At 59.6% G+C, this 18,852-nt stretch carries 16 protein-coding genes and 1 pseudogene; 10 read left to right on the forward strand and 7 right to left on the reverse strand.

Annotated features, from left to right (window positions below):
- Positions 1-65: 65 nt before the first annotated feature.
- From NDO48_RS17235 to NDO48_RS17250, 4 genes are read left to right on the forward strand one after another with little or no spacing between them, the layout of a single operon-like run.
- Positions 66-2,102 carry an ABC transporter ATP-binding protein gene (locus NDO48_RS17235; RefSeq protein ID WP_267321873.1) on the forward strand — a complete coding sequence of 679 codons (2,037 nt, stop codon included), beginning with the start codon at positions 66-68 and terminating at the stop codon, positions 2,100-2,102.
- A gap of 4 nt (positions 2,103-2,106) precedes the next feature.
- Positions 2,107-3,060, forward strand: coding sequence for an ABC transporter permease (locus NDO48_RS17240; protein WP_267321874.1), 954 nt, complete (start codon positions 2,107-2,109; stop codon positions 3,058-3,060).
- 4 nt (positions 3,061-3,064) lie between these two features.
- Positions 3,065-3,979, forward strand: coding sequence for an ABC transporter permease (locus NDO48_RS17245; protein WP_267321875.1), 915 nt, complete (start codon positions 3,065-3,067; stop codon positions 3,977-3,979).
- A gap of 40 nt (positions 3,980-4,019) precedes the next feature.
- Positions 4,020-5,609 (forward strand): ABC transporter substrate-binding protein, encoded by a 1,590-nt coding sequence (locus NDO48_RS17250; protein WP_267321876.1) that lies wholly within the window; start codon positions 4,020-4,022, stop codon positions 5,607-5,609.
- Between the two features lie 52 nt (positions 5,610-5,661).
- On the opposite strand, the gene NDO48_RS17255 is transcribed toward NDO48_RS17250, so the two are convergent.
- A complete protein-coding gene (locus NDO48_RS17255; RefSeq protein ID WP_267321877.1) occupies positions 5,662-6,552 on the reverse strand; it encodes a LysR family transcriptional regulator in 891 nt (296 codons plus the stop codon).
- Positions 6,553-6,754: 202 nt separating this feature from the next.
- Between NDO48_RS17255 and NDO48_RS17260 the strand changes: the two genes are divergently transcribed.
- Together NDO48_RS17260 and NDO48_RS17265 are read left to right on the forward strand one after the other, a co-directional pair.
- Entirely contained in the window at positions 6,755-7,573 is an 819-nt protein-coding gene (locus NDO48_RS17260; protein ID WP_267321999.1) for an AraC family transcriptional regulator, read from the forward strand.
- A gap of 106 nt (positions 7,574-7,679) precedes the next feature.
- A complete protein-coding gene (locus NDO48_RS17265) occupies positions 7,680-8,717 on the forward strand; it encodes a threonine aldolase family protein (protein ID WP_267321878.1) in 1,038 nt (345 codons plus the stop codon).
- An 86-nt stretch (positions 8,718-8,803) separates the two neighbouring features.
- On the opposite strand, the gene NDO48_RS17270 is transcribed toward NDO48_RS17265, so the two are convergent.
- Positions 8,804-9,745, reverse strand: a complete 942-nt coding sequence (locus NDO48_RS17270) for a LysR family transcriptional regulator (RefSeq protein WP_267322000.1) — start codon at positions 9,743-9,745, stop codon at positions 8,804-8,806.
- A 95-nt stretch (positions 9,746-9,840) separates the two neighbouring features.
- On the opposite strand from NDO48_RS17270, the gene NDO48_RS17275 reads away from it, so the two are divergent.
- Complete coding sequence (locus NDO48_RS17275) at positions 9,841-11,256, forward strand: aldehyde dehydrogenase family protein (RefSeq protein WP_267321879.1); 1,416 nt, start codon at positions 9,841-9,843, stop codon at positions 11,254-11,256.
- Positions 11,257-11,489: 233 nt separating this feature from the next.
- On the opposite strand, the pseudogene NDO48_RS17280 reads toward NDO48_RS17275, so the two are convergent.
- Both NDO48_RS17280 and NDO48_RS17285 read right to left on the reverse strand, forming a co-directional pair.
- Positions 11,490-11,934, reverse strand: a pseudogene (locus tag NDO48_RS17280) (Lrp/AsnC family transcriptional regulator).
- A gap of 778 nt (positions 11,935-12,712) precedes the next feature.
- On the reverse strand, positions 12,713-13,639 hold the full coding sequence (locus NDO48_RS17285; protein WP_267321880.1) for a hypothetical protein: 927 nt from the start codon (positions 13,637-13,639) through the stop codon (positions 12,713-12,715).
- A 578-nt stretch (positions 13,640-14,217) separates the two neighbouring features.
- Between NDO48_RS17285 and NDO48_RS17290 the strand changes: the two genes are divergently transcribed.
- Positions 14,218-15,108 (forward strand): DUF6328 family protein, encoded by an 891-nt coding sequence (locus tag NDO48_RS17290; protein WP_267321881.1) that lies wholly within the window; start codon positions 14,218-14,220, stop codon positions 15,106-15,108.
- A 1-nt stretch (position 15,109) separates the two neighbouring features.
- Here NDO48_RS17290 and NDO48_RS17295 read toward each other — a convergent pair whose 3' ends face one another.
- On the reverse strand, positions 15,110-16,411 hold the full coding sequence (locus NDO48_RS17295; protein ID WP_267321882.1) for an Nramp family divalent metal transporter: 1,302 nt from the start codon (positions 16,409-16,411) through the stop codon (positions 15,110-15,112).
- 590 nt (positions 16,412-17,001) lie between these two features.
- On the opposite strand from NDO48_RS17295, the gene NDO48_RS17305 reads away from it, so the two are divergent.
- Positions 17,002-17,244 carry a hypothetical protein gene (locus tag NDO48_RS17305; RefSeq protein WP_267321884.1) on the forward strand — a complete coding sequence of 81 codons (243 nt, stop codon included), beginning with the start codon at positions 17,002-17,004 and terminating at the stop codon, positions 17,242-17,244.
- Positions 17,245-17,417: 173 nt separating this feature from the next.
- On the opposite strand, the gene NDO48_RS17310 is transcribed toward NDO48_RS17305, so the two are convergent.
- Entirely contained in the window at positions 17,418-17,765 is a 348-nt protein-coding gene (locus tag NDO48_RS17310; protein ID WP_267321885.1) for a hypothetical protein, read from the reverse strand.
- A gap of 178 nt (positions 17,766-17,943) precedes the next feature.
- Between NDO48_RS17310 and NDO48_RS17315 the strand changes: the two genes are divergently transcribed.
- Positions 17,944-18,402 carry a nuclear transport factor 2 family protein gene (locus tag NDO48_RS17315; protein ID WP_267321886.1) on the forward strand — a complete coding sequence of 153 codons (459 nt, stop codon included), beginning with the start codon at positions 17,944-17,946 and terminating at the stop codon, positions 18,400-18,402.
- A gap of 58 nt (positions 18,403-18,460) precedes the next feature.
- Here NDO48_RS17315 and NDO48_RS17320 read toward each other — a convergent pair whose 3' ends face one another.
- The gene (locus NDO48_RS17320; RefSeq protein WP_267321887.1) at positions 18,461-18,631 is read right to left on the reverse strand and encodes a hypothetical protein; all 171 of its coding nucleotides are present in this window, start codon (positions 18,629-18,631) and stop codon (positions 18,461-18,463) included.
- Between the last annotated feature and the right edge of the window lie 221 nt (positions 18,632-18,852).

Consider the following 18,852-nt stretch of genomic DNA (forward strand, 5'->3'; position numbering starts at 1 on the left):
CAGCTCGCGACGCCATCGCGAAGCTTCCGGCCGAATCCAAAAAGAGCGCGAAGGTAAACGACGTTATGGCATCAACTGCAAAGGCGGCGTTGGTCGACGCAGATGGCTCCGGGACCGCACTTGCGGACACAACGCCGCTGCTTTCGGTGCGCGACCTTCATGTCCAGTTCGTTTCGCAGGACGCCTTGCTCAATGCGGTTCGCGGCATCAGCTATGACGTGCATGCCGGCGAAGTGGTTGCCCTTGTCGGTGAATCCGGCTGCGGCAAGTCGGTGTCGTCGCTTGCGGTGATGCGGCTTTTGCCCGGCGGCGGCGCGACGCGTTTCACCGGTTCTGCAAAACTCTGCGGCAAGGATTTTTTCGCGCTTCCCGAAGAAGCGATGCGGCGCCTGCGTGGGCGCGACATCGCCATGATCTTCCAGGAGCCGATGACCTCGCTCAATCCGCTGCTCACCATCGGCCGGCAGATCATCGAGCCGATGCTCGAGCATCTCGACATGACGGTGAAGGATGCCGAGGCACGCGCCGTGGAGCTGTTGACCAAGGTCGGCGTAACCGACCCCAGACGTCGGTTACATCAATATCCGCACGAGTTTTCCGGCGGCATGCGCCAGCGCGCCATGATCGCGATCGCGCTTGCCTGCAATCCGAAGGTGATCATCGCCGACGAGCCAACCACAGCCCTTGACGTGACCATCCAGGCACAGATCCTCGAATTGCTGCGCAGCCTCGTCGACGAGCTCGGCGTCGGCCTGGTGCTGATCACCCACAATCTCGGGCTGGTCGCGCGCTATGCCGACCGCGTCAATGTCATGTATGCGGGGCGCATCGTCGAATCCGGTACCTCAAGGCAGGTGCTCAACCATCCGCGCCATCGCTACACGATCGGTCTGCTCGAAGCGGTGCCGCATCTCGACCAGCCGCGCCAGGACCGCCTCAGGACGATCCCCGGCCAGCCGCCAAGCCTGCGCTGCCTGCCTTCGGGCTGTGCCTTCCGGTTGCGTTGCGAAGCCGCCACGGAGACCTGCGCCAGGCTCCCCGGGGATATGGACGAGGAGGGGCATCACTTCGCCTGTTTCCACCCCGGCGAAAAGGACAAGGCAACTGAGCACCTGTCCGGGCGGGAAGGGCAGGGCAGAAAGGCCGGTGGTGAAACCGCCCTGCGTGTGCGCGGCCTGAGCAAGGATTTCCATCTCGGCAAGGGCGCTGTCGTGAGGGCGCTGCAGGCCATCGATTTTGACGTGCCTCAAGGCGGCACGCTTGGCCTGGTTGGCGAATCCGGCTGTGGCAAGACCACGGTTGCCCGCACGCTGCTGCGGCTTGAGGCGGCGACCGCCGGCCGCGCCGACTATCAGGGACACGACATGCTGGCAGCGACGAAGGCTGAGATGATCCGGCTGCGCCAGGATGTTCAGGTGGTCTACCAGGACCCGTACACATCGCTCAATCCGCGCCACAGGGTCGGGCACGCCTTGGCCGAACCGCTCCTCGTCCACGGCATCTGCAAGACAAAGATCGAGGCGGCAGGGCGTGTCGAGGAACTGCTCGGACTGGTCGGCCTGCCCAGCGATATCGCCACACGCTATCCGCACCAGATGTCGGGCGGTCAGCGCCAGCGCGTCGGTATCGCCCGGGCGCTCGGGATGAACCCGAAATTCATCATCCTGGACGAGCCCGTATCCGCGCTCGATGTCTCGATCCAGGCGCAGATCATGAACCTTCTGGCCGATCTGCAGGCGAAGCTCGGCCTGAGCTATCTGCTCATCGCGCATGATCTTGCCGTTATCCGTCACATCTCCGACCGCGTCGCGGTCATGTATCTTGGCCGCATTGTCGAGACTGGCACTGCAGGCGAGCTGTTTGCAGCCCCAAAGCATCCCTACACCCAGGCGTTGCTGGCAGCGGTCCCGTCTCTGAAGGACGTCGGCGGTGACCAACGGCAGGCCATAGCCGTCAAAGGCGAACTGCCTTCGCCACTCGACCCTCCGAGTGGCTGCGTCTTCCGCACGCGTTGCCCTCTGGCCAGCGCTGAATGTGCAACAGCCGTGCCCATGCCCGTCGCGTTTTCCGAAACGCATCACGTCGCCTGCATCAAGGTCTAGCGCCATGCTTCGTTATGTTGCCAGTCGCCTGCTGCTTTCCATCCCGACACTGCTCGGCGTCGCGACACTGATCTTCTTCATGCTGAACGTCTTGCCGGGCGACACGGTGGAAACCATGCTTCGCGCCGAAGGCGGCAATCCGACGCCTGAACTGGTTGCTTCGGAGCGTGCCCGCCTCGGCCTCGATCGGCCGATCCTTGTGCAGTATGGCGACTTTCTGGCTGGTCTCGCCACCTTCGACCTGGGAACGTCAAGCTGGACCAGCAAGCCGGTTACGGAAGAGATCGCACTGCGCCTGCCTGTCACCTTGCAGGTGGCGGTATTGGCCATGCTGCTTGCGCTTGTGATTGCCATTCCGCTCGGCACGATCGCTGCGATCTATCGCGAAACGTGGATCGACTACGCCATCCGCACCTTCGCCATAGGCGGCATCGCGCTCCCGTCATTCTGGTTCGGCATGCTCATTGCCCTTGTCATGCTGTGGTACTTTAACTGGCTGCCTCCGCTCGGCTCACCGTCGCTTTTCGACGATCCGCTTCGGCTGCTGCAACAGCTGGCGCTTCCGGCGATCGCCATCGGCTACCGCTACGCGGCAATCCTCATCCGCATGATGCGATCTTCAGTCATCGAGGTAATGCACGAGGATTTTGTCCGCACCGCCCGCGCCAAGGGTCTCAAGGCACGCAGCATCATCCGGCGCCATGTCATTCCAAACTCGTTGCTGCCGACCATCACCATGATCGGGCTCGAATTCGCGCTCCTGATCGGCAGTCTTGTCGTCATCGAGCAGGTGTTTTCGCTCAATGGCATCGGCCGGCTGTTCCTCGATGCGGTATCGCGCAGCGACCTCGCCATCATCCAGGGCATTGTCATGGTGCTGACCGTCATCTTCGTGGCAGTAAACCTCCTCGTCGATTTCGCCTATGCGGCGATCGACCCTCGTATCAAGCTGGCCTGATCCCATGCGCGACATCTTCCCCGCTACGGTTGCCACTGAACTGCTCAGCCAACAGCCCAAGCAACGCAATGCCATCTTGCGTTTCGTCATCAACGAACCGCTCGGCGCATTGGGCCTGCTGGTGATCGTCACCAGCGTGTTTCTGACGCTGTTTGCACCGCTGATCGCGCCTTATGACCCGCTCGCCAACGACTACGGCGCGGCGGTGCAGGCGCCGTCGGCTGCGCATTGGCTCGGTACCGACAGCTTCGGCCGGGATATCCTCAGCCGTGTGCTTTATGGCGGTCGAACCGCACTTCTGATCGGCGTCACGGCGAGCTTCATCGGCTGCACGATCGGCGCGCTTCTGGGCATCGGTTCGGCCTATTTCGGCGGCTGGGCGGACATTATCCTCGAACGCTTCATGGAGATATTGTTGGCGATCCCGATCACCGTGCTGGCACTGGTGCTGGTTTCGACGCTGGGTCGCAACATGATGCTGGGTGTCGACGTCAATCTGGTCTTCGCCATCGCGTTGCCGATCATTCCTAAGATGGCGCGTGTGGCCCGCTCCCAGGCACTGTCGATCCGGCGCATGTCGTATGTCGATGCCGCGCGCACTCTGGGGTTTGGCCATGCCCGCATCATCGCCCTGCACATGGCGCCGAACATTTTCGGGCCCTACATCGTCATGCTCACGGCATTCGTCAGCCAGGCGATCCTGATCGAGGCGTCGCTGTCCTATCTCGGCCTTGGCGTGGTCGAGCCTGTGCCGTCCTGGGGCCTCATGCTTGCCGGCAACGCCTTCAACACCGCCATGACCGCGCCGTGGATCGTCGTGTTCCCCGGCCTCGCCATTGCGATCGTCATCTTTGCCTTTTCGATGTTCGGCGATGCGCTGCGCGATCTTCTCGATCCGAAATCCAACCGAGACAGATGACTGACTGACAGTTCAAAAACTTCACCATGGGAGGAACATTGTGAACCTACGACGTCGACTGAGCACGCTGGTGCTCGCCACAACGCTTGGCATAGCAGGCAATTTCCCTGCAACAGCCCAGGATCAGCCGAAGTCCGGCGGTACGCTGCGCTACGCGGTCAGCGACGATCCCGCTGATTTCGACTGCCACAGCGCCAACCACTTCGCAGCGCTGATGCGGCTGGCGCCGCATTACTCGACGCTGCTGCGCTTCAAGCCCGGCGCCTATCCCGAAATCGATGGTGATCTGGCCGAGAACTGGCAGGCCGATCCGGCCGCGCTGACCTATACGTTCAAGCTTCGGCCGGATGTGAAATTCCATGACGGCACACAGCTGACGGCGAAAGATGTGGCGGCAACCTACGAGAGGCTGGCCTTTCCGCCCAAAGGTGTCGTTTCCGAACGCATCGAAGCGTTTCGTCAGATCGCCAAGATCGAGGCGGTAGACGACACCACCGTCCGCTTCACGCTGAAGGCGTGGGACACCTCTGTGCTCGGCACCTTCGCATCGCCGTGGAACTGCGTCTATTCGGCCGCCTTGCTGGCATCCGACCCGGATTACCCGAAGCGCAAAGTCATGGGCAGCGGGCCCTACAAGTTCGACGACTTCGTCTCGGGATCCGTCTGGAAGGCGTCGCGCTTCGACGGATACTTCCGCCAGGGCCAGCCCTATCTCGACGCGCTTGAATCCTACACGATGGAGGGCCCCGCGGTCGCCAATGCTATCCAGGCGGGACAGGTCGCCACCGATTTCCGCGGTGTCAGCCCTGCCAGTGCAGAGCGCCTCAAGGGTGCCATGGGCGAGGGCGTGACGGTCAATTCCGGCCCGTCGCTCACTCATTTCCTGGTGACGTTCAATTCGACCAAGCCGCCTTTCGACGATGAGCGGGTACGACGCGCGCTCAATCTCGCCATCGACCGCTGGGGCGCGGCCAAGGCGTTGGGGACGACGACTGAGATGCGCTTCCCTGGCGGCATCTTCATGCCGGGCGGCGCCTTCGCTTCGTCGGATGAGGAGCTGAAGCAGTTCACCGGCTTCGGGGCCGATATCGAGGCATCCCGGGTCGAGGCTCGCCGCTTGCTGAAGGAAGCAGGGCAGGAGAACCTGACCTTCGATCTGACCGTCCGCAACGGACCGCCTATCGTCGTTGATTTCGGCGTGTTCCTCATCGATCAGTGGCGCCAGATCGGCGTGACCGCCAACAACCACGTCGTCGAGACGCCGCCTTGGGCAGCAGCCATCAACAGCGGCGATTTCCAGGCGATCACCGATATCTACTCCGCCTTGCGCGAAGAGCCGACCGAACAGATGACGAAGTATGTTTCGTACGATCAGTCGGCGCGCTCGGCCGGCCGTTTCACCGATCGCGAGTTGGACGGCCTGTGGGTCAAGCAGACGACCGAGACCGACGCGGCCAAGCGTAAGGAACTGCTGCGTGCCTTCGAAAAGCGGCTCTATGAAAAGTCCTATTCGTTGCCGGTGGTCTGGCTGGAGCGTGATGTCGCCATGGCGTCGTCCCTGAAGGGTTGGACATTCAGCCCCAGCAACTTCCTCTACCTCGACCAGTCGTCGACCTGGCTGGCCGAATAGACTAGCGACCTTCAGTTCATCCCCTCCGTCACCGGCGGAGGGGATGTTCCAGTCATGCAAATGCGCTCTGTGCCAGGCGGATGAGATGCACGAGCCGCGGGTTTTCTTCGCCAGCCCGGTAGGCCAAAAGCAGGTCGGTCTCAGCGTCCGCGTCGGCAAGGTCCCTGAAGATCACATTAGGGATCTGGATGTAGGCGAGGCCGGACGGTACGATTGCAATGCCGAGGCCCGCTGCAACCAGCCCGACAATCGTCGTGGTCGACTGGGACTCCTGGACGATGTCGGGCATGAAACCACGCTTGCCGCAGAGTTCGATGAACTGGTCGTAGATGCCGACGCCCATCTTGCGTGGGAAGAAGATGAAGTGCTCGCCGGCGAGATCGGCAATGCGGATTTCGTCCCGATGCCGCAGAGGGTGGGTACCATGCATCGCCACCACCAGCTTGTCCGTCTTGAGCTTGCGGAAGGAGATCGCGGTCGCCAGCTGCTGTCGCGGACGGCGAATGACACCGACATCGAGGTCGCGGTTCTGGATGGCGTCGAGCTGCACCAGCGTCGCAGCCTCTTTCAGCGTCACGTCGATGTCGGGATACTCGAGGCGGAACGCGTGGATCAGTGCTGGAAACGGCGAGAGTAGCGACGACGCTGATGTAAAGCCAATACGCAACTGGCCCGCCTTGCCGCCGATGACGGCTTTCAGGTCCTGCTCGCAGAACTCGACCTTCTCGATAATGCTGCTGGCATGGTTGCGAAGTCGTTCACCGACTTCGGTGAGCTGGACGCGCCGTTGCGTGCGGATGAAAAGCTGGCAGCCGAGCTCCTGCTCCAAATTCTGGATGGCGATGGAAAGCGGCGACTGGGTGATGTTCAGCTTTTCGGCTGCGCGGCGGAAATGAAGCTCTTCGGCCAGCACATGGAAATACTGCAGCTGCTTAAGATTCATGGAACGCCTAGGCCCGATGGGGCAGATTGAGATTTACCGCAAACATCGCTGCGAGTGGATTGTTTGGCAACATGTATCGATTTGCGGTTGCTCGTGAAAGCCGACGTCGCGTTGCCAGGTTTTGAGGTCGGCCAATCAGCGATGTAAACAGGTAGCTGGTGGCTGCCCCGTCGAGGGTCGGAAGGAAGTGATGCCTTTGAGCGTGAACACGATCAAGATGTGGCGCCCTGGTGTCTTGGCCGACACCCTGTTCCTGTGGGCCAACTATCGTGACCATCGTTTTCAGCGGCATTTCCACGAAGAATTTGCCATCGGAATCATCGAGGATGGCTGTCAGGCTTTTGCCTATGACGCCAAGCATCGTGTCGATCTGCCCCGGGGAACTGTTTGCCTGATCTCCCCTGGCATGGTTCATGAGGGCTGGGTGGGAGCCGAAAATGGTTGGACGTATCGGATGTTTTATCCTCCTGCGGCCCAAGTCGGGCAAGCCGCCGAGGATATCTTTGGGACGCCCGACGTTACCTTCAACTCCCCAGCGGTCGACGATCCAGAACTCCATTTGCTGCTGCAGCGGCTTCATCAGATGACGGCCTCTCGCCATCTGCAGGGGCTGGAGTTTGAAACACTGTACCTCGCCGCCATTCGCATGGCTGTCGAACGCCATGCGGGCCGACGTCCTCAAGTAGTCCAAGGTCGACATTGGCCTGCCCTGCGCCAGGTCCGCGATCTGCTCGAAGAACGCTATTGCGAGCCCATCAGCCTGTTTGAGCTAAAAGAGCTGGCCGGTATCAGCAAGTTCCACCTGCTGCGGCAGTTCAGGGCTACTTATGGCCTGCCCCCACACGCCTACCTGTCGCAAGTGCGCGTACGTCGAGCTTCAAGCATGATACTCGCGGGCAATTGCCTGGCAGACGCCGCAGCGGCGGTTGGTTTTGTCGATCAGGCGCACATGACCCACGCGTTCCGTCGCTCTTTGGGCTACACACCCGGCATGTTGCAGGCCACAAGATCCGCAGCCTGAGCAATTTCCTACAAAACATTACGCATGGCCCGGCCTAGAACGAACCGCACGTCGAAGCGATTTCGTTCGCTTGACATTGGACCGGTACGCCATTGAGGAGATCGAGATGACGCGACACAGCTTCTTGGACGACTACAGCGAAGGCGCACACCCAGACATTCTCGAGGCGCTTTTGGTGACCAACATGGTCCAGCAAACGGCCTATGGAGACGATATCTATTCGCAGGAGGCGCGCGGATTGATCCGTCAGCACATGGGTGATGTCGATCCCGACGTCTGGTTCGTTTCCAGCGGCACGCTTGCAAACATCCTGATCATATCTGCGGCCTTGCGATCTCATGAAGCGGTGATCGCCCCGGCAAGCGGCCACATCGTCGTTCGGGAGACTGGTGCGATCGAGGCCACTGGCCACAAGATCATCACTGTGCCTCCTGTTGGAGGAAAACTGACGCCGGAAAGTATTGATGCCGCTCTAAAGGCGAATGCTCACTTTCCGCACATGGCAAAGCCGAGGCTCGTCTATCTGTCAAATGCGACGGAGGTCGGTACGCTCTATACGAAGGCGGAATTGCGCGCGATTTCAAGATTATGCAAGGAGCGGGGGCTGCTTCTGCTGCTGGATGGCGCCCGGCTCGGTGCTGCCCTTTCGGCGACGAGGAACGATCTCACCTTGAAAGATATTGCTGAACTGACCGATTTTTTTTGGATCGGCGGCACGAAGGTCGGCGCGCTCCTGGGCGAGGCAATTGTGATTTCCAATCAAGAGCTGCGCGAGGAGTTCAGGTTCCACATCAAGCAACGCGGGGCGCTGCTTGCCAAAGGACGTGTTTTGGGATTGCAGTTCAGGGAATTGTTCCGCGAAGGGCTCTATTTTGACCTTGCTCGCCATGCCAACGACATGGCCATGCGACTGTCATCGAAAATCTCAAATGCGGGTTACCGCTTCGTAGCTGAAACAGAAACCAACCAGCTGTTTCCAATATTGCCCAATACGCTCATCGAGAAAATCAAGGCCGACTTTGATTTCTATGTTTGGGAGGCCCATGACGAGTCTTCTTCGGTTGTTCGCCTGGTCACTTCATGGGCGACTGAGGAAGCGCATGTCGATGCATTCGCGGCCAAACTGGAAGAGTTTGCTTCATGATAAAAGATGATACTTGAAGCATCCGGCTCAAGCGACGTTCCTCGCCTTGAGCCTCGGGGGGAAAGAGCGGCGAAGGAGATGGATGTCTAGGCAGTGGGAGTCGCGCCATGCAGCGTGGAATCCCTGCCGACACCGTCCGCTCTGTAGAGTTCCCTGGCCAGGTCAATCATGGCTCGAAGTTTAGTCGGGACATGGCGGCGGCCGGGATAATAGAGGCACACACCGTCATAAGGCGGCGTCCAATCGTCCAGTGCCCTGACGAGGCGTCCGGCTGCGATGTCGTCTCGCACCAGCCATTCCCACAAGAATGCCAGGCCTGCGCCGGCGAGTGTCGCTTGATGGATGAGGCTGCTCTCATCAAGCACGAGCCTCCCCGGCACATCGACCTCCATACTTTCACCGCGTCTGGCGAATTCCCAGCGATAAACCCGTCCGCTGGCCATTCGTGCGCGAATGCAATCATGTGAGACAAGATCATGAGGATGTTGAGGTGCAGGACGTCGCTGGAAATAAGCGGGTGATCCAACCACGATCATCCGTTCCTGCCGCGTCACTGGAATAGCGATCATGTCGGGCGGTACGGCTTCGGCCAGGCGGAAGCCTCCATCGAAGCCCTCGCCGATGACGTCGATCAAGGCCCCCTCAGTCGCCAGTTCCAAGGACATCTCCGGGTATCGCCGAAGATACTCGAGCAGCAGCGGTTCCAGCAGCATGCGCGCAGCGCCTAGCGATGTATTGAGGCGCAGCACGCCAGTGGGCCGCGCCTGGGTCTCCTGAGCCTGTTCGACCGCCCGCTCGATGGCGGCCAATGCCGGGCCTATGTCAGCCACGAATGCCACGCCAGCGGCAGTAAGGACGACGGACCGAGTGGTTCGGTTGAATAGACGGACATTGAGGCGGGCCTCAAGTGCCGAAACGGCATGGCTCAGTGCGGATGACGAAACGCTGAGTTCTCTTGCGGCCGGGCGAAAGCCGCCGAGCCGCGCAATGGCAGTCACGGCTTCAAGTTCGTTGATGCTCGCCTTCATTGTACGAAAATACTCATCAGACTGGTGCTTATTGGTGATCTTATCACACCAGCGCTCTGGAGGCATATCTTCTCTCATCAACAGGAGACAGCCCGATGAGAATGATCGATCGCATCTATGTCGACGGGGAGTTCGTGGCGCCGCAGGGCGATGAGCACTTCGACCTCTTCAATCCCGCAACTGAAGAGAAGATTGGCGAGGTCCGCCTCGGGAACGTCGAAGACGCGCAGGCTGCAATTGCAGCTGCCAAGCGCGCCTTCCCCGCAATGCGGCAGACAACATTGACCGAACGGATTGCCATGCTCCATCGGCTGCGCGATGCGGTACTCGCTCATGCAGATGAGCTCACCGAAGCCATGGCTCTTGAGTATGGAGCCGCACCAAGCTTCCTGGCATTTGCAGCCCCCTACGCGGCTGGAGTGTTCGACGCCGCGGCAAAGACCGTATCCAGCTACCCCTTCACCCGACAAATCGGCAATGCAGAGGTGACGATGGAGCCAATTGGCGTTGTTGCTGCGATTACGCCTTGGAATTCCAGCAACGGCTTCATTTGCTCGAAACTCGCCATGGCAATCGCAGCCGGCACAACCATCGTCATCAAGCCGTCCGAGATGAGCGCGATCCAGACGCAGACCTTGCTCGAGGCGCTCCACGAGGCCCGATTGCCACGTGGGGTGCTGAACGTTGTGAACGGATATGGCAACACGGTTGGCGCCGAACTCAGCAGGCATCCCGATGTCGCGAAGGTCACCTTCACGGGTTCGACCGGAACTGGCCGCGCAATCCTTCGGGCAGCAGCAGAGACGTTCAAGCGCGTGACGCTGGAGCTCGGCGGCAAGGGGCCACAGGTCATGCTCGACGACGCCAATCTTGATGAAGCGCTTCCGCACATTCTGGCTGCCGCTTTTCGCAACAGCGGGCAAGCCTGCATAGCCGGCACACGGCTGCTGGTGCCCGCTTGGCGCCTGGACGAGGTCTGCGCGCGACTGCGCCAGGTGGTGTCAGCGATGAAGGCCGGACCGTCCAGCGACCCAACCAGCGACATCGGGCCGATGGTCAGCGCGAGGCAATGGGAACGAGTTCAGTCGTATATCCGTCTCGGGCTGGATGAAGGGGCGACGCTGATCGCTGGGGGAGCAGGCCGACCCGAAGGGCTCGAGCGGGGCTGGTTCGTGAAGCCGACCGTCTTTGGCAATGTGACGAACGATATGCGCATTGCCCGTGAGGAGATCTTCGGGCCGGTGCTAAGCGTGATCGCCTACGAGAATGAGGACGATGCCGTGCGGATCGCCAACGACACGGAGTATGGTCTGCAGTCCTACGTGGTCGGCGCGAACGAGACCGAGATGCGGCGCGTTGCCCGTCGACTTGAAGCCGGGCGCGTGCTGCTGAACGATCAGGCTGGCGACTATTCCGTGCCTTTCGGCGGCTTCAAGCATTCGGGCATTGGCCGCGAGTTCGGCTCATTCGGCCTGGATGCCTTCCTTGAGCCGAGAGCAATTGTGGGCTGAACTGAAGCCGCCTGCGATTGCTGTCCCCGCGTCACGGTTTGATGCGCGACCGATGCGGCGAGAGGGATGCTCGAGCCAAAGGCCGATTGCGACGTCAGGTCGATGTCGGCACATCGCACAAGCCGATCGCCAATCAGCCCGTCATGCCTGCAAACCGCTTTCGATATTCGGCAGGGGTTACGCCGACATGCCGGGCGAAGGCGCGGCGCAGTGTATCGGCATCGGAAAATTCGCTATTGGATAGGCAGCGGTTGCGCGTGCTTCACTTGGCCCAGTGCAAAGCTCGACTCGATCGAGGCGACGCCTTCCAGCAAGGCTTCATAGGCTTCCAGGTCCTTCACCACGATCCGCAACAGATAGTCCCGCTGGCCGGTCATCAGATAGCACTCGACGATCTCCGGCCAACTCTGAACGGCTTTTGCGAACCGGTCGAGTTCTTCCTCACGTTGGCGCTCCCGCTTGATCGAAGCGAAGACGCTGATGGGCAGTCCGACTTTCACCTGGTCGACGACCGCCACATAACTCCTGATCACGCCTGTCGCCTCTGCGGACCCTGCGTGCACATGGCGACGGCGACAATCCCACCTGCTCGCTCAGCTGTTCGCTTGTCGCATGCGCATTGGACTGTAGGATCGCCAGGATTCTTCGGTCGATCTCATCGATCGCTAGTTTTGACATGTTTGGTCCATTTGAGTCTGAATGGCGACAGAATGAGCTAGGTCGGTAGTGGTCGCGCTGATCGCTTCCCGACCAATCGCAGCTATCCCGCCGTCGGTGCCTGATAGCCGCCGCCCGTCTGGAATCGGCCCCCAATACAGACATCGACGGCTCGGAGCGCGCCCAAGAAGAGTGAGGGCGACATCGATTCGGCCCGCTGGATGTCAACGCGAGGAGGCCTTATCACTTCACCCGTAGACACAGCACCGCGTCGAAATCCTTAACCCGCCCCGACTCGGAGAAGTCCTCGGCAGCTGCGGATGCGCGGCTGTCGCTCGTCGTCTGCGTGGAAGACGACGGTGGACAGTTACCGTTTCAACCGCATTTCGAGGGGTCGCACGAACCACGGAACCGCTGATCGGCCAAGCGTGGCACGCGGCCCTGGTAAACAATAGATGGGTGGGAGAGGTGCGATGGGAAAAGACGCGTATGATCGCTTCGGTCACGATAGTCCCTTCGACCTTCGCTCGGCACGCAAGACCGATACCTAAAGGTGCGGTACAAGCATCCGCCAGCAGTACACGGTCGCATGCCCCGGTCTATTTTTTCACATAGGCGCCTGGCGATCGTCCGCCCTTTGGAGCCTTGGCATCCTTGGAGCGTTCCGAGATTGCTGGCCCGGCCCCGGATGTTTTTTGGGGATCCGGACTAGGGGTTGGGTGGCCGCGAGTGCCGACCTTTGCCTGCGCCATTCGACTTTGAAGCTTTCATATGCTGTCTCCGCTGGCTCGGGCTGAGTTCACGCTTTGCGGTTCCGGAAGAGCTCTTCTTCTTCGTCACGCTGAGCTCCACCCAAGGCTGCGGCAGCGCTGGCAATAAACGCGCCGATCACCAATGAGAGCGCTCCCACCAAGGCCAAAGCGGCTGCGGCCTTTCGACCAGTATCTGCCGCTTCCTGCGTCTTCTGCTTGGCGGCGTCGACTTGGGCCAACACCGCGTCTACCCGCTTGGCAGCGTCCGGCTGCGAAAGTCCTGTTCGTGCGGCAACGAGCATCTCGAGGTAGCTTTTGTCTTCAGCCGAGACTTGGCCGTTGATCGCGCTGGTCACGAGAATTCGGCCAGCCTGCGAGACCGCGGCTGCATCTCCTTCAGCGCCCGGCCCAGTCAGTCGAGCTGGATCGGTGGAACGGAAAAGCGCATCGACAAAGTATGAGGTGGGATCATTCTGTCCTGCGCCATTTGATGTCGCGCCGGCGGACGCGCCCATGGCGGCTCCCGAGGCTACGCTGGACACGGCCTGAACGCCCGTTCCTACGACAGAAGAAAAAGCGGAGGCGAGAAGAAATACAACGAGAAGCGTCGCCAGCGCCCAAGTAAGGAAGCCATGGGCGGTGTCGCGGAAGAATGTCTCATTGGTGTGGATCCCAACCCATTTCGTCCGAAGCCTGCCAGTCAGGTAGCCGCCGAGGCCTGCGGACAGCCACTGAACGATCACCAGCCACACCGCAGTCGATGCCGCGAGACTGGTCAGGGAGACGCTCTGGGATGGCCACGGCGAAACAGCTGTGAAACCGAGTCCTGATCCAAGCAACATCAAAAGCAGGGTAGTGGCTGCAGCGGCGACTGCGCCCGCAATCACAGGGCCCCAACTTACGGCAGACGACGAGGATTCGGAGGAGCTGCCGACGTCTTGTTCGGCGATGACATCGTCTCGAACCAGTGACATGGCGATGCCTCCTATCGCATGAAAAGTAGAAGCAGGATGATTATCGGAATTGGCACGCCGAGGAGCCAGAGAAGGATTCCGCGACCCATGTTTTCCTCCATAGGAATACGGGGACGACCTGTGCGACACGCCGAGGCCGTTCCAATGTGGTGGAAGAAGGAAGAGCGGGAACGGAAAAAGGTTCCCTGTGTCGAGCGCCCAACGGGAAGTCACATGGCGATTTCGGCGCGCGATCATCAGCCAGAAAATTGCAACCATGCCCGCAAAGGCAGGCAAGCCTGGGGCGAACCAACAGCCAAAAAACGCGTGTCACGTTTTGGCAGCTGTTGGCCATTCCCCTTTGCGCCGAGGACCAATCGTAGCATTCCATTTGCAGGCTATGGTTGCTGCCGCGATCGCTCCAAGCAAAAGACGAAAAAGTTCCTACGAGGATAAGCTGCTTCGAGGCACCGACAGCTGGCCGATTTGCGGGCATCGTTTGCGTCCCGGCCACGGAACCATCTGCCAGCAGACGGATTTCCGAATGACTTGGCAACTTGAGCCGGGTGCGGGCGCTGGCGAACCGCGTAGTGAGGCAAATGACCAAACTCGAGGAAAAGCACCAAAATTTGCTCGATGAAGTACGAATGCTGGTTCTGGGCGTTGAAGTCTTGCTCGGTTTCGGCTTCCGTGCCTTCCTGGAACCAAGATTCAACAGGCTGCCACCGGAGACACAGATCGAGAAACTCTGTGCGTTGTTGCTTCTCGTGATGACCTTTGCCTTGTTGGTGTCTCCGATTGCCGATCATCAGATCCGAGAGGGCGGGGAGATAACACAGGGTGCGTATGGCTACGCAGCTACAATCATGGCGTTGGCATTAGCCCCATTTGGAGCATCGATGGTTCTCGATGGGAGGGTTGCCTTGGAAGCATCGTTGCAATCGTTCTTGCCAGCAATGACGGTGGGAGCGACTGCGGTTGTGGCAGTTTGTTTATATGGCCCCATAGTTCTCAGAAGAGGGAACGCCAAGATGGCTGAGGAGAAACTGCCAACATCCGTTTCGACCAAGGTCCGACAGGTATTGACAGAGGCGCGCGTGATCCTTCCAGGCGCTCAGGCATTGCTGGGGTTCAGCCTTATCGCAACCTTGATGGACGGTTTTGAAAAGCTGCCTTTATTGGCGCAGCGGATCCATATCCTGGGCCTTTTGTCGGTGGCACTGGCCGTGATAATCTTGATGACACCTGCTGCCTATCATCGACTGGCTGAACAGGGCGAAGATACCCAGAGCTTTCATCGGATCGCCAGCGCACTTGTCCTCGCTGCCTTGGTGCCGCTTGGTTTCGGGATAGCGTGTGGGGTGTATGTGGCGGTCGCAGCGACGATCCATTCCGCGATTTTTGCAATCCTTGCGGCGGGTGCGGTCTTTGCCTGTCTGCTCGGCTTTTGGCTGGGCTTTCCCTTGGCCAGGCGTTTTCGACACCGCTGAATTACAGAAACGGTGAAACGCCCATGCCAAGAACAGCTAAAGCCATTGTGGCTGTTGCCAGCCATCCCAGGACCCTAAGGGTCCTGCCAATGACAAACTGTTTCATGATCTTGGAATCCGAAGCCAGAACCATAAGGATCGCCATGATCGGTACGGCGACAACCCCGTTGATGACTGCGCTCCAGAACAAAGCCTGCATCGGTTCGACCGGGGTGAAATTCAAACCCATGCCAATAAGCGTCGCCAGCACGACGGTCATGTAGAAGGCTTTTGCCTCCCGCGGCTTTCGCGACAGGCCGACGGGCCAGTGCCCCGCTTCACCCACGGCATAGGCGGCAGACCCTGCCAGCACAGGCACAGCAAGCATACCGGTGCCGATAATCCCGACGGCAAAGACCAGCGACGCGAATTTTCCGGCGACAGGCTCCAATGCCTTGGCGGCTTCTACCGAACTGGTGATGCTGGTAACACCCGCGGGATGAAGAGTTGCTGCCGTGGTGGTCATGATCGCCAGGGCTATGAGATTAGACAGACCCATTCCGATCAGCGTGTCGAGTTCAATCCGCTTTCGTGCAGGTTTGGCCTCGGCAGGGTGCTCGACCAGGGGTTCCTTCTTTGGCTTTTCCTTCAGGTCTTCCGCCTCTTGGGAAGCCTGCCAGAAAAAGAGGTATGGGCTGATCGTCGTGCCGAAGATCGCGACTATAAGAGACAAAAATTGAGGATCAGCTGTGATCTTGGGGAGGAAAAGCCCGCGAAGAAGCTCTGTCCAATCGATTTCCACCACGAACAGGGTTGCCATGTACATCAAGAGCGTCAGGCAGAGCCACTTGAGCACCGACACATAGCGCTTGTACTTTAGCATCACCTGTAATGCGATGGCGATGGCGCCAAAACATGCAACGTAGAGCAACGGATATCCGCCCAGAATCAAGGCCAGTGCATCTCCCATCGCCCCCAGATCTGCTCCGATATTGATTACGTTGGCGACGAGCAGCGGCACGATGAGGCAGTAGACGGCCCAACCGGGATAGCTGCGTGCAATGTTGCCAGCCAAACCGTGGCCGGTCGTTCGACCGACCCTCGCGCTGATCATTTGAATTGCCGCCATCAGCGGATATGTGAGAACCAACGACCAACTGGGGGCATAGCCAAATTGCGCTCCCGCCTGTGAATAAGTGGCGATGCCGCTCGGATCGTCATCGGATGCGCCAGTCAGAAGGCCAGGTCCAAGGAGCTTCAATAGTCTGGGTTTGCTCGGTTCGACCACAGGGTCGCGGCGTTTTGCTTCGGGTGAGTCTGACATGGAGGCGTGCGTCCTCGCGACGGCACCCCTCTCTGCCGTCCAACAGTTTGTGTTTCCGCTGCTGGACACACAAACTCGGACATCCGCTATCGGTTCCAGTACATGTTTTGATCGTGGGTCGCGACCTGAACCACACCGGACGTGGGCAAACCTGACCGGTCGGCCCATGCGAAGGCCCGAGGGAAGAAACTTGCGAGCTATTCTCCGGCACGCAGAAAAACGACCAGGCATTCCATGGCAGTTGCGGAGAATCTGAGCTCTACATTCTCGAACTCGCAGCGCTCCTTCCCATCTGCGTGGCCGTTGACAAGGAACTCGACCTGGAAGCGCGATCACGTTTTGGCTCAGTAAGGAACCTTATCGTGGAAAGGGTCTTGGGTATCACGCGGTCGGCATCCCGTCGGCTGTTCTTACAAGGAGAAGCGATATGCCCAATCAAGGTAGCCACGGCCAAGGCGGCAGCAGCGAACAGCATCGCAAAGCGGGCGAGCAGAGCCACAAGAACGACGACAGGAAGCAGGCCAGCAGCGGCCGTGAGAGCGGCGGCAGTAAGAACTCGTCAGACAGTGACAAGCGTGGAGCCAGTGGTCGTGGCGATGATCGGAAGCGGTGAGGTGCAGGCAATGCAAGGACGCGAAAACTTCGACAATCCCGACGATCGTTATGAAGGGCACGAAGGAGTTCCTGGTAGGGACCAGACCAAGCCCCCTGCAGAAGACCAGCCTTTGCCTGACACAAATGACGAACCAGACGATGCTGATGCCGAAGGCGAGAACGAACCTCTCGACGAAGATATTGACCAGACCGACGGCGATCCCCGCCGTCCCGAATGAGGAATGGCAGGCCGTCTGCTTTGCAGGCGGCCTCATTTTTTTGGGCCTTGGGAGCGGGCGAAACAACCGGGGAGGAGACATCGAATTCGGTAAATGACGAAATGTCATAGGCTATATGGCGGACGGCAAATGAGAACCGCCGAGTGCCACGTTAAGCCAGGGCGCATCTTTCGTTATCTCGCGTCTCGATTGAGCGAACCGAATCGACAAGGGGCTGGCGGCAGCGAGCTAATGAAACTGACAGGTGGGCGCATGGCATGCGCTGCCAGGTCGTCGAAGATGGCGCGCATTGGGGGTTTGCCGACATCGGGCATTTCAGCTGTTTGCAAAAAATGGCAGGGCATGATGTCGAGTAGCGGGTAATGTCGGCCCTTGCCAAGGACATTGCCGGCTTGAACTTTTTGCGCGGAATTCTGACTGCATCCATGCTCGGTTGCGCCGTCAGCACGTCGTGTCATGCGAATGCGTCCGCCGGGGTCTATGAACAGGCTGAAGCTCTTGGCCGTCAGTTGACCGAGCAATACATAACTGGTGTCCCGAGAGCGTCGCGTCCGTGGCGCCTTCCGGCTTTGATTTGATGGTCGTGGCACCGTCTTCGGTGATTAACCCGAGGCCACGATCATGGTTCCCGGCCCTATTGCCGACAACGGGGCGCGGCCAGCAACAATCTGCATCTTGCCATGACCTGGAACCTTTCCCATGAGCGCGCTGTTCATCATGTTCCAACGCCAAGGGAGACAGCCAATGGTCCGACCCGAAAAACAAGAGATCGAGGAACTCGAGCACCGGTTTTGGCGGATGATCGTGGACAAGGATGTCGAGGGGTCAGTTTTGATGCTGACGTCCGAATCCATTGTTACCGGCGCGCGAGGAACTGTCATGCTGACGCATAGCGAGTATCGCGCCATGGCGCGGCAAGGCGAGGGCATGTGGCAACTCAAGTCCTTCCGTCTTGACGATGTGAAAGTGACATTCCCTTCAGACGATGTGGCCGTAATAGCCTATGAGGTGACCGGGGAGATGGAGGTCGATGGCGAGGCGCTGACGCTGAAAGCTGCCGACGCCACCACCTGGATACGGAAGGAAGGCGAATGGTTGGCAGCGCTGCACACCGAATCGGTTCTGGGGGATCCCTTTGGGCGCGATCGACTGGCGTGATCCACTTCGGCCCCGTACGACCGCTGGCGAATGGCGGGGCCGAAAGCTTGAGAGATCGCTAACTTGATAGAGTGCCTGACTGCACGGCTTTCTGCTCTATGATTTGCCCGTAAATCTCTGCCGCGCCCCAGGCGGCGGCAGCGAGGACGAGGGCTATCACAAGAACAAGCAATACCTGATAACCGCGGCGCCCCTGACGAGCTTTCCAGGCGGGGATATTCTTAGCCATGGTGTTTCTCCATACGGTTCGTAGACGACCACCTGACTTTCGAACCGCTCTGCATTCATATTGTTCCATTGGTCCTTGTCTCCCGAACTGAAACCATTGGCGCGTTGGCGCGTTGGGCAACGACCGTGGCCTGGTCGGCATGAGGGAAGCAGAACAGGATGTCTGTCTCTGTTTCTCGCAAAAAAAAGCCGGGAAGCATCCACCCTCCGGCCGGTGGCATT

Source organism: Aminobacter sp. MET-1 (assembly GCF_026521175.1).
GTDB lineage: Bacteria > Pseudomonadota > Alphaproteobacteria > Rhizobiales > Rhizobiaceae > Aminobacter.

Bases quoted from the DNA above. Each gene is read 5' to 3' on its own strand.
- NDO48_RS17315 (WP_267321886.1), top strand. From the start codon at position 17,944: ATGAGCGCGCTGTTCATCATGTTCCAACGCCAAGGGAGACAGCCAATG.
- NDO48_RS17290 (WP_267321881.1), top strand. From the start codon at position 14,218: ATGACCAAACTCGAGGAAAAGCACCAAAATTTGCTCGATGAAGTACGA.
- NDO48_RS17235 (WP_267321873.1), top strand. From the start codon at position 66: ATGGCATCAACTGCAAAGGCGGCGTTGGTCGACGCAGATGGCTCCGGG.
- NDO48_RS17265 (WP_267321878.1), top strand. From the start codon at position 7,680: ATGACGCGACACAGCTTCTTGGACGACTACAGCGAAGGCGCACACCCA.
- NDO48_RS17275 (WP_267321879.1), top strand. From the start codon at position 9,841: ATGAGAATGATCGATCGCATCTATGTCGACGGGGAGTTCGTGGCGCCG.
- NDO48_RS17320 (WP_267321887.1), bottom strand. From the start codon at position 18,631: ATGGCTAAGAATATCCCCGCCTGGAAAGCTCGTCAGGGGCGCCGCGGT.
- NDO48_RS17240 (WP_267321874.1), top strand. From the start codon at position 2,107: ATGCTTCGTTATGTTGCCAGTCGCCTGCTGCTTTCCATCCCGACACTG.
- NDO48_RS17245 (WP_267321875.1), top strand. From the start codon at position 3,065: ATGCGCGACATCTTCCCCGCTACGGTTGCCACTGAACTGCTCAGCCAA.
- NDO48_RS17270 (WP_267322000.1), bottom strand. From the start codon at position 9,745: ATGAAGGCGAGCATCAACGAACTTGAAGCCGTGACTGCCATTGCGCGG.
- NDO48_RS17285 (WP_267321880.1), bottom strand. From the start codon at position 13,639: ATGTCACTGGTTCGAGACGATGTCATCGCCGAACAAGACGTCGGCAGC.
- NDO48_RS17255 (WP_267321877.1), bottom strand. From the start codon at position 6,552: ATGAATCTTAAGCAGCTGCAGTATTTCCATGTGCTGGCCGAAGAGCTT.
- NDO48_RS17295 (WP_267321882.1), bottom strand. From the start codon at position 16,411: ATGTCAGACTCACCCGAAGCAAAACGCCGCGACCCTGTGGTCGAACCG.